The organism is Pseudoduganella sp. SL102 (assembly GCF_027856995.1).
In the GTDB taxonomy this organism is placed as follows: domain Bacteria; phylum Pseudomonadota; class Gammaproteobacteria; order Burkholderiales; family Burkholderiaceae_D; genus Rugamonas; species Rugamonas albidiflava.
In genome coordinates this window covers 6,724,999-6,738,047 of record NZ_CP115554.1, presented here as the reverse complement: position 1 = coordinate 6,738,047, position 13,049 = coordinate 6,724,999, and the positions used below count along the sequence as shown (strand labels likewise).

Annotated in this window: 13 protein-coding genes and 2 tRNA genes; 4 read left to right on the top strand and 11 right to left on the bottom strand. The window is 68.1% G+C overall.

The genetic code is table 11. From position 1 onward, the window contains the following. The first annotated feature begins 23 nt into the window (after positions 1-23). Positions 24-785, top strand: coding sequence for a hypothetical protein (locus tag OU994_RS28510; protein WP_281608648.1), 762 nt, complete (start codon positions 24-26; stop codon positions 783-785). A 69-nt stretch (positions 786-854) separates the two neighbouring features. On the opposite strand, the gene OU994_RS28505 is transcribed toward OU994_RS28510, so the two are convergent. The 6 genes from OU994_RS28505 to OU994_RS28480 all read right to left on the bottom strand — a co-directional run bounded on the left by OU994_RS28505 (position 855) and on the right by OU994_RS28480 (position 5,768). Further along, positions 855-931: transfer RNA gene (locus OU994_RS28505), tRNA-Met, on the bottom strand. Between the two features lie 76 nt (positions 932-1,007). Then, positions 1,008-1,084: transfer RNA gene (locus tag OU994_RS28500), tRNA-Met, on the bottom strand. 142 nt (positions 1,085-1,226) lie between these two features. Next, positions 1,227-2,174 (bottom strand): tRNA (adenosine(37)-N6)-dimethylallyltransferase MiaA, encoded by a 948-nt coding sequence (miaA, locus tag OU994_RS28495; RefSeq protein ID WP_281608647.1) that lies wholly within the window; start codon positions 2,172-2,174, stop codon positions 1,227-1,229. Positions 2,175-2,179: 5 nt separating this feature from the next. Further along, a complete protein-coding gene (mutL, locus tag OU994_RS28490) occupies positions 2,180-4,090 on the bottom strand; it encodes a DNA mismatch repair endonuclease MutL (RefSeq protein WP_281608646.1) in 1,911 nt (636 codons plus the stop codon). An 83-nt stretch (positions 4,091-4,173) separates the two neighbouring features. Then, positions 4,174-4,872: a hypothetical protein gene (locus OU994_RS28485; protein ID WP_281608645.1), complete on the bottom strand. Its 699-nt coding sequence runs from the start codon at positions 4,870-4,872 to the stop codon at positions 4,174-4,176. Then, a complete protein-coding gene (locus tag OU994_RS28480) occupies positions 4,869-5,768 on the bottom strand; it encodes a peptidylprolyl isomerase (protein ID WP_281608644.1) in 900 nt (299 codons plus the stop codon). The genes OU994_RS28485 and OU994_RS28480 overlap by 4 nt, the downstream gene beginning before the upstream one ends. A 157-nt stretch (positions 5,769-5,925) precedes the next feature. Between OU994_RS28480 and OU994_RS28475 the strand changes: the two genes are divergently transcribed. Together OU994_RS28475 and OU994_RS28470 are read left to right on the top strand one after the other, a co-directional pair. Further along, positions 5,926-6,552 (top strand): VTT domain-containing protein, encoded by a 627-nt coding sequence (locus OU994_RS28475; RefSeq protein ID WP_371861700.1) that lies wholly within the window; start codon positions 5,926-5,928, stop codon positions 6,550-6,552. An 82-nt stretch (positions 6,553-6,634) separates the two neighbouring features. Continuing rightward, positions 6,635-7,657, top strand: a complete 1,023-nt coding sequence (locus tag OU994_RS28470; RefSeq protein ID WP_281608643.1) for a carbonic anhydrase — start codon at positions 6,635-6,637, stop codon at positions 7,655-7,657. Positions 7,658-7,833: 176 nt separating this feature from the next. Here OU994_RS28470 and OU994_RS28465 read toward each other — a convergent pair whose 3' ends face one another. From OU994_RS28465 to tsaE, 3 genes are read right to left on the bottom strand one after another with little or no spacing between them, the layout of a single operon-like run. Further along, positions 7,834-8,628, bottom strand: a complete 795-nt coding sequence (locus OU994_RS28465) for a D-hexose-6-phosphate mutarotase (RefSeq protein WP_281608642.1) — start codon at positions 8,626-8,628, stop codon at positions 7,834-7,836. Positions 8,629-8,637: 9 nt separating this feature from the next. After that, positions 8,638-10,038, bottom strand: coding sequence for an N-acetylmuramoyl-L-alanine amidase (locus OU994_RS28460; RefSeq protein WP_281608641.1), 1,401 nt, complete (start codon positions 10,036-10,038; stop codon positions 8,638-8,640). Continuing rightward, entirely contained in the window at positions 10,002-10,478 is a 477-nt protein-coding gene (tsaE, locus tag OU994_RS28455; protein ID WP_281608640.1) for a tRNA (adenosine(37)-N6)-threonylcarbamoyltransferase complex ATPase subunit type 1 TsaE, read from the bottom strand. Before tsaE ends, OU994_RS28460 begins: the two co-directional genes overlap by 37 nt. 49 nt (positions 10,479-10,527) lie before the next feature. On the opposite strand from tsaE, the gene queG reads away from it, so the two are divergent. Then, the gene (gene queG, locus OU994_RS28450) at positions 10,528-11,616 is read left to right on the top strand and encodes a tRNA epoxyqueuosine(34) reductase QueG (RefSeq protein WP_281608639.1); all 1,089 of its coding nucleotides are present in this window, start codon (positions 10,528-10,530) and stop codon (positions 11,614-11,616) included. A 34-nt stretch (positions 11,617-11,650) separates the two neighbouring features. Here the strand turns inward: queG and OU994_RS28445 are convergent, their stop codons facing one another. Together OU994_RS28445 and OU994_RS28440 are read right to left on the bottom strand one after the other, a co-directional pair. After that, positions 11,651-12,505, bottom strand: coding sequence for a CPBP family intramembrane glutamic endopeptidase (locus OU994_RS28445; protein ID WP_281608638.1), 855 nt, complete (start codon positions 12,503-12,505; stop codon positions 11,651-11,653). After that, on the bottom strand, positions 12,502-13,002 hold the full coding sequence (locus tag OU994_RS28440) for a MarR family winged helix-turn-helix transcriptional regulator (protein WP_281608637.1): 501 nt from the start codon (positions 13,000-13,002) through the stop codon (positions 12,502-12,504). Before OU994_RS28440 ends, OU994_RS28445 begins: the two co-directional genes overlap by 4 nt. Positions 13,003-13,049 lie beyond the last annotated feature (47 nt).

The following is a 13,049-nucleotide window of genomic DNA, read 5'->3' as shown; positions in this document are numbered from 1 at the left end:
ACAGTCCAACAACGGGGGAATGCATGAAAAACCAGGGAACCTTGGCGGTGTTGCTGCTGCTGGCGGGCGGCCTGATCTACTCGGCCGCGCAATACCCGCGCGACACCGTGCAATCGCAGCGGCGCGGTGCCGACGCGGCGGTACGGACGGCTGCGTGGCACGGCCCGTCACGCGGGACGCCGCGTTTTGCCGCCGAAACGCTCGACGCGCGTGTCGAACGGCTGCTGGAGAAGGCGATGCGGGATGTGACGGCCTACCAGGACACGGCCCGCTTCGTCTGCAAGCTGCCCGCCGAGGTGGGACCGGTACCGTTGCTGGACGCAGTCGACGCCTATCTGCGCGGCTTGCCTGGCAGCCGCGGCGATCCAGCCATGCTGCGCGACCTGCACCGCGCGGCGCGGCATGGCAATTGGCTCGCGAAAGTGCAGGTGTACCTGTCGCGGGACGGCCAGCAGGCGCCCGACGATGCCATGCCGTTCCGCACGATTTCGCTGCTCGAATGGATGCAGGAACACCACATCGGCGCGCTGTACGCGGCCATCGGCGATGCGGCCGGCGTATCGCACCCGCGCCGCGCCAGGGTGGACAAGGCGCTGTCGAGTATCGACCTCTACGCCGCCATGCACCACAACTATCCATCGCAATACAAGGTGGGCCGCGAACTGCTGCGCAGCGGCGACGCGCGGCAGGCTGCCGTGGGGCGGCGGATGCTCGATTGCGCGGCGCGGGCACTGCCGGTGTACCGGCAGATGGTCGGGGAGAGCACACAGGGTGTACGCGGGTGAACGATTTTTAACATTCGGCCGGACAATGAAAAAAGCCGCCAGTCTCGCGACCGGCGGCTTTTTCACATCTGGTGGTGATAGGTGGACTTGAACCACCGACCCCAGCATTATGAGTGCTGTGCTCTAACCAGCTGAGCTATATCACCGCAAACTGTACAACACTGTTCCTGAAGAAAAATGACCTGAACCGTCGCCGGTCAGGTCATTCGTCTTGAATTCTGGTGGTGGTGATAGGTGGACTTGAACCACCGACCCCAGCATTATGAGTGCTGTGCTCTAACCAGCTGAGCTATATCACCGCAACGGCAGGCATTATGCCGGGTGCCACCCACCCTGTCAAGGAAAGCGCCAATTTCGCGCTGGGGATGGACAATCGAACAATATAGCGCAAATCAGCGACGTGCAGCGCAAATGCGCGCCATGAACGCAACAGCGCCTGGTTCAGCCGAGCGGCACGGGCAGCCGCGCCAGGATCTGCCCGGCCGCGTCGGGCGCCAGGCAATCGATCACGATCCGCTCGGGCATGGCGCGCAGCCACGTCAGCTGGCGCTTGGCGAGCTGGCGCGTGGCGATGATGCCGGTCTCGCGCATGTCCTGGTAGCCGATGTGGCCGTCGAGGTATTCCCACACCTGGCGGTAGCCCACGCAGCGCATCGATGGCAGGCCGGGATGCAGGTCGCCGCGCCGGCGCAGCACTTCCACCTCGTCGATCAGCGCATCGTCTTCCAGCATGATGTCGAAGCGGCGCGCGATCCGCTCGTGCAGCACGGCGCGGTCGTTCGGCTCCAGCGCGAACGACACCAGCTCGAACGGCAGCGCTTCCTTTTCGCGCCGCGCCAGCAGGGCCGACATGGGCTGGCCCGACAGCCGGATGATTTCCAGCGCCCGGCCGATGCGCTGCGCATCGTTCGGATTGAGCCGCGCGGCCGTCGCCGGGTCCAGCGTGGCCAGCCGCGCATGCAGTGCCGGCCAGCCCAGGCGCTGCGCTTCCGTTTCCAGTTCGGCGCGCACGGCGGGATCGGCGCCGGGCAGGTCATCCAGTCCGTCGGCCAGGCCCTTGAAGTACAGCATGGTGCCGCCGACCAGCAGCGGCAGCTTGCCCCGCGCGGCGATGTCGGCCACCAGGCGCAGTGTATCGGTGCGGAACTGGGCGACCGAATAGGCATCGAGCGGGTCGAGGATATCGATCAGGTGGTGCGGCACCGCGGCCCGCTCTTCGCGGGTGGGCTTGGCGGTGCCGATATCCATGCCGCGGTAGACCAGCGCCGAATCGACGGAGATGATCTCGGACGGAATGCGTTCGGCAATCGCCAGCGCGGCGGCCGTCTTGCCCGACGCGGTCGGGCCCATGATGGCGACCGCGAGCGGCCGCTTGGCGTGTTGGTTCATGCAGCTTACTGCCCGCGGAGGAACAGTTTATCGAGGGCGGAGATTTCCACCTGGACCCAGGTCGGGCGGCCGTGGTTGCACTGGTCCGCGCGTTCCGTGCTTTCCATCTGGCGCAGCAGCGCGTTCATCTCGGGCGTGGTCAGGATGCGGTTGGCGCGCACGGCCGTGTGGCAGGCCAGCGTGCCGAGCAGCTCGTTGCGGCGCTCGATCAGCACGCGCGAGCCGCCGAATTCGCGCACGTCGCGCAGCACGTCGCGCGCCCGCGTCTGCGCATCGGCGTTCTTCAGCAGGCTGGGCACGGCGCGCACCGCCAGCGTGGTGGGCGACAGCACGGCGATATCGAAGCCCAGGGCCGCCAGGGTGTCGCCATGTTCCTGCACCGTGCCCACTTCGACCGGGTCGGCGTAGAACGTGACGGGAATCAGCAGCGCCTGCACCTGCATGTCGGTGCCGGCGATCTGTGCATCCAGCGCGTTCTTCAATTGCTCGTACAGGATGCGTTCGTGCGCGGCGTGCATGTCCACCAGCACCAGGCCCTTGCTGTTCTGCGCCAGGATATAGATGCCGTGCAATTGCGCCAGCGCGAAGCCGAGCGGGAATTCCTCGTGCGCCAGCGCGGCCGCGGTGGCCGTGTAGCTGGTCGGCTGCGGCATCGTGTACGGCGCGGCCTGCCCGGCGGCGCGCGGGGGTTCCGGGTCCGCGAACAGCGCGCCGTAGCGTTCCGTACTTTGCGCCACGCCGCCGCCGTCGCGCGATCCGAAGGGCGAAGGCGAGAAGGTGGGCGTATAGGTGGGGTTCATCATCGCGCCGAACGACGTTTGCTGCTGCGGGCGCCAGGCGTGGCCGCCGAGGGGAACGTCGCCGCCCAGCGTCTGCGCGGCGGGCAGTGGGGCGGGAATATTGCCGTGCGCCGTGGCGGAAGTTTGCGCCAGCGCGCGCTGCACCGCGTGGAACACGAACTGGTGCACGGCGCGGCTGTCGCGGAAGCGTACTTCGATCTTCGACGGGTGCACGTTCACGTCCACCAGCGCCGGATCCAGCTCCAGCGCCAGCACATAGGAAGGAAAGCGGTCGCCATGCAGCACGTCTTCATAGGCGGCGCGCACCGCGTGCACCAGCAGCTTGTCGCGCACGAAGCGGCCGTTGACATAGAAGTACTGGCAATCGGCACGCGCCTTCGAGGCGGTCGGCAGGCCGGCGAAACCATGCAGGCGCAGCACGCCGGACGCTTCGTCGATCGCGATGCGCGCCTCGGCAAACGCTTCGCCGAGGATCTGCGCGCTGCGCCTGGCCATGTCGCTGGCCATCCAGTGGTCCACGGTGCGGCCATTGTGCGTGAGCGTGAAGGCCACGTCCGGCCGGGCCAGCGCGATGCGCCGCACGACTTCGGCGCAGTGGCCGAATTCGGTCTGCTCGGACTTCAGGAACTTGCGGCGCGCCGGCGTGTTGTAGTACAGGTCTTGCGCGTTGACGGTGGTGCCCGGCGCGCCGGACGATGGCACGACCGTGCCCAGGTGCGAGCCCTGCAGTTCCCAGGCATGGGCCGCGTCGGCCGTGCGCGAGGTCAGCGTGACGACCGCGACCGAGGCGATCGAGGCCAGCGCCTCGCCGCGAAAGCCCAGCGTGCCGACATTTTCCAGGTCGTCCAGCGAGGCGATTTTCGACGTGGCGTGGCGCTCCAGCGCCAGCGGCATCTGCTCCGGCGGAATGCCCTTGCCGTTGTCGGTGATGCAGATGCGCTTGACGCCGCCTTCCTCGAGGCGGACCGTGACCTGGCTGGCGCCCGCGTCCAGCGCGTTTTCCAGCAGCTCCTTGACCACGGCGGACGGGCGCTCGACCACCTCGCCGGCGGCGATCTGCGAAACGAGCTGGTCGGGAAGAGCCCGGATCGGGCGGGGCGGAATCGGGGCGTTCATGGTGGCGAAATTATACCGGAGTGGCGCCGCAGCTCCGGCACCTGGGCCCACCGGCGCCGCAGGAGCCCTGCATTAGCGCGGCATCAGTGCCGTTCCCATCCGGCGTTGTCGGGCGGGCAGTTGATGCGCCGTTCGCTCGAGCTTGAACGGGGAATGGCGCGCAGCTGGTAAGGCTCGGGCATATGGCACGACACCTCGCCGGAACTCTTCCGGCGGATCACGCTGGTGCCGTCGGGCGACACGTAGCGATCCTCGGTGAAGCCATGCATGCCGCGCTCGTAAGGCCGGTCGAAATGCCGGTTGCGCCTGGCCGCCAGCCGCTCCTGCGGGCGCTGCCCCGGTTCCTGCGCGAGTTCGCGGGCGATTTTTCCGGCACTGCTGCGGGCGCGCTCGGCGAGGGACGGCTGCGCGGCCGGTGCCCCGAACGGATCGGCCGGGGCCACCGGCATGGCCGGGGAGACCGGCGCCGCTGGCGGCGGCAGCGTGATGGCACCGGCCAGCGGTGGCAATGAGGGCGGCACCAGGGAGCTGACGGGCGGCCGCGCCGCGGCACGGTGCTGCCGTCCCGTCGGCGGATCACGGCGCGGCGCGGCCGGTGGCGGTTCCGCCGGCCGGGGGGCGCGCAATGGCACCAGATGGAAGGCCCGGGCCGGGCCCGGGAGCAGCGCCGGAGGGCGCGCCGCGTCCGCCAGCAGCACGGCGATGACGGCCGCGTGCAGGCCAGCCGCCAGGCCGAGGCCGGCGGCGCGGGAGCGATGCCGCAACGAGGCGGCAGCCGTCACGAACCCTGCTGGCGCACCGGGATCGGCACGTTGCACAGGTCGACGTGGCCGGCCGCCACCTTGGTCCACGGGCCGCCGCGGTTGCGCGCCGCTTCGGCCACCGCCTTGAAGCTGGCCGAGCCGGTGCGCATCACTTCGAGCTTGCTGCGCTGCGCTTCGGGCACGTCGGCGGCCAGCTTCACGGAGCGGATCGGCACGCGCTGGGCCGGGTCCTCATAAAAGCCCATCGCGCCGGGGCCGCGCGGCATCACCGACAGCAGCGGCATGCCGTCGACCACGCGGCCGACCACGGTGATGTTGCGATCCAGCTGGCGTGGCGCCTGGCCGATCACGGCGTACAGGGCGCTACCGTTGCCGCTGTCGGCGCCCACGTCGCGCCCCACGCCCACCATGCCGTAGCAGTGCGCCAGCCAGGCCTGGCCGCTCTTCGGATCGCGCGCGGACGGGAAACCGTTCGAATGGCCCACCTGCGGCGCATAGCCGTCGCGGTCGGGCAGGCGCGTGAATTCCCTGACGTTTTTCAGGGGCACCGTGAATTCGCCGTCCAGCTTGGCCCTGGCCGTTTTCAGCGGGCGCGGATTGGCTTCGTCCGGGTCGCCCCACTGCACCACGAAATTGTCTTGCGCGCGCAGGATCGCCAGGCCGTCGAAATAGCCGTCGCGCACCAGCGCGCGAATGTTGTCGGCATGCCTTGGCGCGAACACGGGCGCCAGCTCGATGACGACGCGGCCCGCCGGCAGTTCCAGGTACAGGGTGCTGGCCGGGTCGAGCGGGCGCCATTCGGCGCTGGCCGATGCCTTGATCACGTCGGCCACCGACGCTTTCGGCGGCAGTTCTGCCGCCGCCAGTGGCGTGGCGGCGAGGGATGCGAGTAAATAGAGGGGCCAGCGGGTCATCGGATCTCCTGGATGCTTGCCCGGGCGGGCTGAAAAATTGTAATCTTTAAAGCTGATTTATTGAAAACTTTGTTGCGCCGGCAAGAATTTCTCCCAATGGGCTGGTGTATGATTCCCGCCGCAACCTTACAGGACTACTATGGAATTCGTTCACTTGATGGAAATGCTGGTTCACGTCGACAAGGCGCTGGACACGCTGATTGCGCAGTACGGCACGCTGGTCTACGCGATCCTGTTCGCCATCATCTTTTGCGAGACGGGCCTGGTGGTCCTGTTCTTCTTCCCCGGCGATACGCTGCTGTTCATTGCCGGCGCCTTCTGCGCCACCGGCCACATGCACCTGGGGCTGCTGATCTTCCTGCTCATTTCCGCCGCGGTGATCGGCAACACCACCAATTACTGGATCGGCGAAGCGATCGGCAACCGCATGTTTACCCACAATTACCGGTGGATCAACCGCGACGCGCTGCAGCGCACCCACAACTTCTTCGAGCGGCATGGCGGCAAGACGATCATCCTGGCGCGCTTCGTGCCGGTGGTGCGCACCTTCGCGCCATTCGTGGCCGGCGTGTCGGACATGACCTTTGCCCGCTTCCAGCTCTATAACGTGACCGGAGCCGTGCTGTGGGTCGGGTCGCTGTGCACGGCGGGCTACTTCTTTGGCAACATGCCGCTGGTGCGCGACAACCTGACCACGATCGTGCTGATCGGCGTGGGCGTGGCCGTGGTCCCGGTGGCGCTGGGCGGCCTGTGGAAGATGAGCCGCCGCATGCTGGGCCGCTGATTTCTCTCAAGCAAAAAAAACTCAAGTTTTTCCGTACGGCATCCGTTAACCGGGGCAATTCTGTTTTCTGCCCCGGATTGACATGCGCAAGCTGATTGCCCTCACCGCGTGCTGCCTGGCCCTCGGCTCGGCCAGCGCCAACGACGCCCCGTCCAGGATTACCGGCGTGCAGCCGTCTTCGCCCGCGCGCGACGATGCCATGGGCATCGGCAATCCCAAGGCCAAGCCGGGCAAGCCGGCCAGGAAGCTGTCGGCGCGCGAGGAGGAAGAGCAGGCCGAAGCCGAGCTGTCGGCCAGGATCGCCGAGCGGCTGGCGCAGATGAAAGCCAACCAGGCCGCCCGCGCCGCGGCCGCCGCGCGGGCGCGCAAGGCGGCGCAGGCCCATGCCGCGAAGGCCGCCTACGTGCCGGCCCAGCCGCCGCCCGCCAACGGCACCTTCTGGACGTACGAAGGCGAGTTCGGGCCGGCCAACTGGAGCAAGATCAACGCCGCCTGGAACAAGTGCAATGGCGGCGAACGCCAGTCGCCGATCGATATCCGCGACGGCATCAAGGTCGACCTGGAACAGATCGCCTTCGACTACCGCCCGTCCGGCTTTTCCGTGACCGACAACGGCCATACCGTGCAGGTGGCGCTGGGCACCGGCAATTTCCTGTCCGTGGCCGGACGCACCTACGAGCTGCAGCAGCTGCATTTCCACCGCCCGGCGGAAGAACGCGTCAACGGCAAGACCTACGAGATGGGCATCCACCTGGTGCACAAGGATATCGAAGGGCGCACCGCGGTGCTGGCCCTGATGCTGCAGCGTGGCCGCCCGCAGGCGGCGATCCAGACCGTATGGAACAACCTGCCGCTGGAAAAGAAGGATACGTTCACGCCGTCGATCGTGTTCAACCCGAACGACCTGCTGCCGCAACGGCGCGACTATTACACCTACATGGGTTCGCTGACCGAGCCGCCCTGCACGGAAGGCGTGCTGTGGCTGGTGATGAAGGAGCCGGTGCAGGCCTCGCCCGAGCAGATGGCCCTGTTCTCGCGGCTGTATCCGCTCAATGCCCGGCCGGTACAGGCGGCCGCGGGGCGAATGATCAAGGAATCGCAGTAGGCAAGGGATCGCAGTAGGCCATCTTGCTGCCGAGCCCGTGTCAGGGTGTCAGGCACGCTGACACGGGCTCGGCAGGTGGCAGATCGATGCGGGTGAAGCGACTTTTCCGTGAGGGGTAGTATTCGGGCGCAGCGATGCGCCCGTTTTTTTGTCCGGCGCTTGCCGGAGCGGCCTGGTTACGGGGCCACCGTGATGGTGTGCACGCCGGTCCAGTCGGCACCGGCGGCCAGCGGCTGCTGGTCGACCCGCGCGGGTTCGATGCAGACGAAGCGCTGCCATTCGTCGTCCCGCAGGTCGGTCAGCCTGGCGGCGGCCTCGGCACCCGGGTTCCACACGACAAACTCGGTGAACCCCTGCTGTGCCAGCTGCACGGTACCGCTGCCCGGCTGCAGGGTCAGCCCGGCCGGAGCCGGATAGACGTTGTCCAGCGGCGGGCCGAAGTGCAGCGGCGACGTGTCCGGCAAGCCGGTGAGCACCGTGCCCGTGAATGCGTCGACGGCGTAATAGGTGTGCAGCGCGCAGGCGAAATCGAACGGTTCGCCGCCCGTGTTGCGGACGTGGAAGCGCATCTCGAGCCCGTCGGGCTGCAGCGTGAAGCGCAGCGCCAGCGCGAAGGCGTGCGGCCAGCCCTGCGCCAGTTCGGCCGGCACGTCCTCCTGCGTCAGCAGGAACTCGGCCCAGGCCGTGGTGGCGTCATTGCCATGATCGCCCAGGCGCCAGTGCGACAGCCGGGCGATGCCATGGCGCTGGCCGGGGCCGCGGGTGGAGAACTGGGGGAAGATCACCGGCACGCCGCCGCGGATCGCGGCGCTGCCGTCGCGCGGCGAGGCTTCGCTCATGAACAGGCGCTCGCGGCCATCGGCCGTTCGCCACGACGCCAGGTGCGCGCCGTACAGCGCGATGGTCGCTTGCGCGCCGTCGGGCGCGGTGATGCTCACGGCCGGGAGCTGGCCGAACGTTGTCTCTTGCATGCGGGATCCTCAGGTCAGCCGGTTCTTGGCGAGCGGCGGGTTCTTGGCGAAGTACGAGCGGATGCCCTTCACGATGGCGTCCGCGATCTGGTCCTGGTAGTTGTTGTCGAGCAGGCGCGCTTCTTCTTCCGGGTTCGAGATGAAGGCCGTCTCGATCAGGATCGACGGGATGTCCGGCGCCTTCAGCACGGCGAAGCCGGCCTGTTCGACGGCGTTCTTGTGCAGCCGGTTGATGCCGCCGATCTGCTGCAGCACGGCCTTGCCCACCTTCAGGCTGTCGTTGATCTGCGCCGTGGTGGACAGGTCGAACAGCACGCTGGCCAGCTGCGGGTCGCCGCCGCCCGACTGGGCGCCGCCGATCAGGTCGGCCTGGTTTTCCTTGTTCGCCAGCCAGCGTGCCGCCGACGAGCTCGCGCCTTTTTCCGACAGCACGAACACGGAGGAGCCGCGCGCGGTGGGCTTGACGAACGCATCGGCGTGGATCGAGACGAACAGGTCGGCATCGACCTTGCGGGCTTTTTCCACGCGCTTGTTCAGCGGGACGAAGTAATCGCCATCGCGCGTCAGCATCACGCGCATGTTCGGGTGCTGTTCCAGCTTTTCCTTCAGGCGCTTGGCGATCGCCAGCACGATATCCTTTTCGCGGCTGCCGCGTCCGCCGATCGCGCCGGGGTCCTCGCCACCGTGGCCGGGGTCGAGCGTGATCGTCAGCATGCGCACCAGCTTGTCGGCTTTCTTCGGCGCTTCCGGCTTGGGCGGTTCCACCTTGGCGATGTCCGGCCGCGGCACCGCCTCGGACGGCACGCCCGGCGCGGGCAGCCGGTTGTCCGGCAGCGGCAGGCCCGGGGCAGGGTGCTGCTCGGCCACCTGCGGCTGGCCCACGGGCACGCCGTCGCTGGACCATTCGCCCTTCTCGATCATGGCCGCGATCGGGTCCACCTCGTGCACCGGATACAGGTCGAAGATCAGGCGGTGCTTGTACTCGCCCACCGGCGCCAGCGTGAACACCTGCGGGCGGATATGCTCCTTCAGGTCGAACACCAGGCGTACCACGCCCGGCCGGTTCTGGCCCACGCGCACCTGCCGGATATACGGGTCGTTCGACTGGATCTTCGCCACCAGCGACTTCAGTTCGGGGTTCAGGTCGAGGCCTTCGATATCGACCACCAGGCGTTCCGGATCCTTGACGATGAAATGCGAGGTCTTCAGCTCGGCGTCGTTTTCCAGCGTGACGCGGGTATAGTCCTCCGCCGGCCAGACGCGCACGGCCAGGATCTGCGCGGCGCGGGCCGGCAGCGGCGCCAGGACCGACAGCAGCAGCGTGCCGCCGGCCTTCAGCAAGGTGCGGCGGGTGCGGCCGCGCGAAGGGGCGATCAGAGGATCTGCGGGAAGTGGAGGCGTTGCAGGCATGACAAACCTAATGCGGAGAACGCCTGCAATTCTACATCACGTCCGTCGCCGGCCACGCCGAGCGTCACGCTCAGGTCGGGCGGCGGCAGCACGCCTTCGGCTTTTTCAGGCCACTCGACGATGCAGATATTGTGGCCGTCGAAGTCTTCACGGAAGCCGGCGTCGAGGAATTCCTCCGGGCTGCCCATGCGGTACAGGTCGTAGTGGATCACGTTGACGGGCTGGCCGTCGAGCGTGACCCGGTACGGTTCGGACAGGGTGTAGGTGGGGCTCTTCACGGTGCCCGCGTGGCCGGCCGCGTGCAGCAGCGCGCGCGTGAGCGCCGTCTTGCCGGCGCCGAGGTCGCCGTGCAGGTGGATCGACAGGCCGGGCAGCAGGGCGCGCGCCAGCGAAACGCCGAGGGCGTGCGTGTGGCTTTCATCGCGCAGGTGGGCTTTCATGGGTGGGATCGCATAAAATGGTGGATTGCTGCCGCCATTGTACCGCCCGATGTCCCTTTCTCCCGAAGTGTTGTCCACCCTGGCCGCCGCCATCAAGCGGTGGGGGCGCGAACTCGGGTTCGCCGAAGTGCGCATCGCCGACATCGACCTGGCCGCGGCGGAGCCGGGCTTGCAGGCCTGGCTCGACGCCGGCATGCACGGCGAGATGGACTACATGGCGGCGCACGGCATGAAGCGCGCCCGTCCCGCCGAGCTGGTGCCAGGCACCGTGCGGGTGATCACGGCGCGGATGGATTACCTGCCGGCGTCGCACGATGCCGGCTGGCGCGCGCGGGAACAGGCCCGGCTCGCCGATCCACAGGCCGCCGTGATTTCCGTGTACGCGCGGGGCAGGGATTACCACAAGGTGCTGCGCGCGCGCCTGCAGCAGCTGGCCGACCGCGTCCGCGGCGAGGTGGGCGAGTTCGGTTACCGGGTGTTCACCGATTCGGCGCCGGTGATGGAATTGCCGCTGGCGGAAAAATCCGGCCTGGGCTGGCGCGGCAAGCACACCCTGCTGATCAACCGCGAGGCCGGCTCGATGTTCTTCATGGGCGAGATCCTCGTCGACCTGCCGCTGCCGGTCGACCCGCCCACGGAAGCACACTGCGGCGCGTGCAGCGCCTGCATCACGGTGTGCCCGACCGGCGCCATCCTGGGTCCCGGCCGGCTCGATGCGCGCCGCTGCATTTCCTACCTGACGATCGAGCTGAAGGGCAGCATCCCGGAAGACCTGCGGCCGCTGCTGGGCAACCGCGTGTACGGCTGCGACGATTGCCAGACCGCCTGCCCCTGGAACAAGTTCGCCGGCCGCGCCACGCTGCCGGACTTCGACGAGCGCCATGGCCTGGGCCATGCCTCGATGATCACGCTGTTCGGCTGGAGCGAAGAAGAATTCAACCGCAACATGGAAGGCAGCCCGATCCGCTGCATCGGCCATGAGCGGTGGCTGCGCAACCTGGCCGTCGGCCTCGGCAACGCCGCGGCGCTGGGCGCCCGCGGCGATGCCGCCATCCTCGCCGCGCTGCGTTCACGCCTGGACCATCCGTCGGCGCTGGTGCGCGAGCACGTGGCCTGGGCGCTGGCCCGGCACGGCTGACCTGTAGCACGGCTGACCTGTAGCACGGCTGGCGTCAGGGCCGCGGCAGCCACTGCCCCTTGCGGCGGGCGGCAAGCAGCAGCACGATGGCGGCACCGCCCCAGGCCACGATGGTGATGACCGAGCCTTCGATGCCGTAGGCACCACCGCTCAGCCATTCGGGGCCGCTGGCGGTGACCTGGATCCAGCCGCGCGCCGCGTGGCCGGAAACCGGGATCGACAACACGGCATCGAACAGATAGTTCCAGGCGAAGTGCATGCCGATCGGTACCCGCAGCCGGCGCGTGGCGATGTAGCCGGCCGACAGCGCGGCCGAGGCGGCCACCGTGGCCAGCACGCCGACCATGCTGATGTGCTCGCTCGGCAGGTGGGCGGCGGCGAAGACCAGGCTCGACACCGCCAGCGCGATCGACGTGCCCCACGCCTTTTCCAGCAGCCGGAACAGCACGGCGCGGAACAGGATCTCTTCCATGAAGGCCACGAACACCTGTTCCGGCAGCGGCTTCAGCACAACACTCCAGTGCGCCAGGCCGGTGTAGGTGTAGACGCCGCCGGCCAGCAGCGGCACGCTGCACGCCAGCATCAGCAGCGCACCGATGCCGAGGCCGTTGAGCAGCTCGGCCCGGGCGCCCGGCAGCGCCAGTTCCGTCACCTCGCGTTGTTCGATCTTGCGCACGTAGAACCGGTAGCCGGCCACGATCGCGGCGGCCGCCAGCAGGAAGGGCCAGCCGAGGCGGTACGGCTTGGGCACGATTTCGGACAGGCCGAGCGCCACGCTCATGGGCACCAGCACCGCCAGGATGCCCAGCAGGGTGCGCACGAACCCGTTGGCGAGCAGGCGCTTGCCCAGCGAGGGGCGGGAGGTGGCCGAAAACGATGCGGTACTCATGGTTTCTCCTGGTGGTCGTGCGAGGGAGGGACCGGCGAAAGCCGGACACGCGCGGCACGGATCCGCGCGCCGAAGGATTGCTGTCGCAGCGCCTCGATCGCCTGCGCCAGCGTGGTGGACAACGGGTACGGCAAGTCCGCATCGAGGCTGGCCGCGGCGGCGCTGGTGGCGGCCCAGCACTGCTGCAGGCGCGGCAGCAGGGCTTGCCCCCGCGCCGACAGCCGGACCAGCTTCTGGCGCGCATCGGCCGGCGAAGGCATGGTCGTCACCAGGTCTTCCTTCTGCATCAGCGCAACCGTCTGGGTGGCGGCCGGCTGCGTGATGCCGGCCGCTTCGGCGATCTGGCCCACGCTGCGCGGCGTGCCTTCGGCCAGCGCGCGCATCACCGGCGTATAGCGCGGACGGTAGTCGATCCCCGCTTCCGCGTAGGAAGCAGCCACGGCGCCATCGAGCAATTCGATCAGGTGGCGCAACTGGGTGCCGAGTCCTTGTTTCATGCGGCCATATTTACATAAGCGCTTATGTATTTCAACCAGTTTTTTCA

What these genes read in the sequence shown, in the direction of transcription:
- OU994_RS28470 (WP_281608643.1), top strand. Translation starts at nt 6,635, where the DNA reads ATGCGCAAGCTGATTGCCCTCACCGCGTGCTGCCTGGCCCTCGGCTCG.
- OU994_RS28510 (WP_281608648.1), top strand. Translation starts at nt 24, where the DNA reads ATGAAAAACCAGGGAACCTTGGCGGTGTTGCTGCTGCTGGCGGGCGGC.
- mutL (WP_281608646.1), bottom strand. Translation starts at nt 4,090, where the DNA reads ATGAACGCCCCGATTCCGCCCCGCCCGATCCGGGCTCTTCCCGACCAG.
- tsaE (WP_281608640.1), bottom strand. Translation starts at nt 10,478, where the DNA reads ATGAAAGCCCACCTGCGCGATGAAAGCCACACGCACGCCCTCGGCGTT.
- OU994_RS28475 (WP_371861700.1), top strand. Translation starts at nt 5,926, where the DNA reads ATGGAAATGCTGGTTCACGTCGACAAGGCGCTGGACACGCTGATTGCG.
- OU994_RS28460 (WP_281608641.1), bottom strand. Translation starts at nt 10,038, where the DNA reads ATGCCTGCAACGCCTCCACTTCCCGCAGATCCTCTGATCGCCCCTTCG.
- OU994_RS28480 (WP_281608644.1), bottom strand. Translation starts at nt 5,768, where the DNA reads ATGACCCGCTGGCCCCTCTATTTACTCGCATCCCTCGCCGCCACGCCA.
- OU994_RS28465 (WP_281608642.1), bottom strand. Translation starts at nt 8,628, where the DNA reads ATGCAAGAGACAACGTTCGGCCAGCTCCCGGCCGTGAGCATCACCGCG.
- OU994_RS28440 (WP_281608637.1), bottom strand. Translation starts at nt 13,002, where the DNA reads ATGAAACAAGGACTCGGCACCCAGTTGCGCCACCTGATCGAATTGCTC.
- queG (WP_281608639.1), top strand. Translation starts at nt 10,528, where the DNA reads ATGTCCCTTTCTCCCGAAGTGTTGTCCACCCTGGCCGCCGCCATCAAG.
- miaA (WP_281608647.1), bottom strand. Translation starts at nt 2,174, where the DNA reads ATGAACCAACACGCCAAGCGGCCGCTCGCGGTCGCCATCATGGGCCCG.
- OU994_RS28445 (WP_281608638.1), bottom strand. Translation starts at nt 12,505, where the DNA reads ATGAGTACCGCATCGTTTTCGGCCACCTCCCGCCCCTCGCTGGGCAAG.